This is a genomic window from Pantoea stewartii subsp. stewartii, from assembly GCF_008801695.1.
Taxonomy (GTDB): domain Bacteria; phylum Pseudomonadota; class Gammaproteobacteria; order Enterobacterales; family Enterobacteriaceae; genus Pantoea; species Pantoea stewartii.
The window spans coordinates 1-1,848 of sequence record NZ_VZPF01000180.1; the positions used below are offsets into that span (position 1 = coordinate 1).

Below are 1,848 nucleotides of genomic sequence, written 5' to 3' on the forward strand. Positions count from 1 at the left end.
ATCGGCATAGGAGGCAGGCATCTCAGCCTGCTCCCCTGCCACACCACCCGGCATGCGGGCCCGCACCGGGCGGTTCGAAAGTTTGAGGTTACACGAGTCGGGGTAAACCTTGTCTGTCGAACCACGCCAGATCCAACACATGATTGAGAAGCTTGTCACTGTTGCGCCACCAACGTCGGCTGTTAAGCGCTATCCTGACGGCAATAGTGTGACTTGCTCCCATCGCGCGAAGTTTTCTGAACATAGTTGTACCACGTCGCCATTGCTTAAGCTGGAGTGCCCTCAACCTGTGTCGCAGCCATTCCTCCAGCGTTTTCCATACTCTGGGGGTTTGGGCCAGACTGAAGTATGCCCGCCAACCCAGAAGATAAGGACGTAGTCGCTGTATAACCTCCGTCATACTGCGACCTCCGTTGCGTTGAGTCAGTTTTCGGACACGATGCCTGAACGCCGCTATCGCTTTAGCCGCCACTCTGAGTTTTACCACCTTTCCCGGTGCCACCCACAGGGCGTACCCCAGGAACTTACGGGTAAACGCACTGGCTACTGCGCTTTTGGCTTCGTTGACTTTCAGTTTCAGACGGTTGAACAGTCGGACTAACAGAGCCATCACGCGCTGTCCTGCCCGACGACTGTTGACATATACGTTACAGTCATCGGCGTACCGTACAAAGCTGTGTCCCCGTCGTTCAAGCTCCTTATCCACTTCATCCAGTAAAACGTTAGCCAATAATGGTGACAGAGGCCCGCCTTGAGGCGTCCCCAGCTTCCGTTGGATTATTGTGCCACCATCCATGATCCCCGCATTCAGATATGCACGAACCAGCCAGATTACTCCGGCGTCATCGATACGTTTCCTCAGACGGCCTATCAGGATGTCATGGTCAACTCGGTCGAAGAACTTCTCCAGATCCACATCAACCACTACACGGCGGCCTGATTGCGCGAACGCTTGAGCGGCTAGAACTGCATCCTGCGCGCGGCGACCCGGCCTGAATCCATAGCTATGTTCACTGAAAGTAGGATCAAGCAACGGTTGTAGCACCTGCAACAACGCTTGCTGGATTAATCGATCCGTTACCGTTGGGATACCCAGCTCGCGCTGGCCTCCTCCGGGTTTCGGGATCATAACCCGTAATACCGGCTCTGGCCGATATACCCCATTTAACAACTGCTCCCGAATTACAGGCCATGTCGTCTGCAACTGGAGGGCTGTCTGGTCTACGTCCAGACCGTCCACGCCAGCGGCACCCCGATTGGCTCGTACTCTGCGGAAGGCTTGTTGTAGGTTTTCTCGCGTCAGCATTGCCTTAATCAATGCTGACCCTGCGTCTTCCTGCTTATGTTGCGGATCTCCGGCTTCACCACAGCCAGCCTTGGACGAGGCTTCACCCCGACATTCAGCGGGCTGCCCTGTATGCACAGGCTTCTGGCGCATGGCTTCAGATATCAACATAGATTCAGACACTCACTCTCGTTTGCCCTTCACCGCTCAAATTTTACATCTGTTCGGCTACTATGGCCTCTGCTGACTTCTCGCTCCGGTCTTGTGCCGTTGCCCTTTCAGGCTCTCTGCGAGATCTCCCCGGGTAAGAACGCACTCCTTCATCGTACAACCGCCGAATTTACGCTGCCTCGCCTTGATCACGAGAGCTTCGCGGAGACGTGCCCGCTCACCCTGCTTAACAGCGCCTTGTATCCGGTTCTTGTCCATCGGCTCACGATTTATGCTCCACGCTTCCTCCCCACACTCGGTCACCCTAATGCAGTTGCGCTTCACTTCATTTGCTGTGATCAACTCATGGCGGGACTTACACCCGCAGGAGTGCGCCCATGCCGGGCGCACAC

At 55.5% G+C, this 1,848-nt stretch carries 1 protein-coding gene; it reads right to left on the minus strand.

The annotated features are described in order from the left end of the window. Window positions 1-88: 88 nt before the first annotated feature. Window positions 89-1,468, minus strand: a complete 1,380-nt coding sequence (gene ltrA / locus F7Q90_RS25425; protein ID WP_006118034.1) for a group II intron reverse transcriptase/maturase — start codon at window positions 1,466-1,468, stop codon at window positions 89-91. Between the last annotated feature and the right edge of the window lie 380 nt (window positions 1,469-1,848).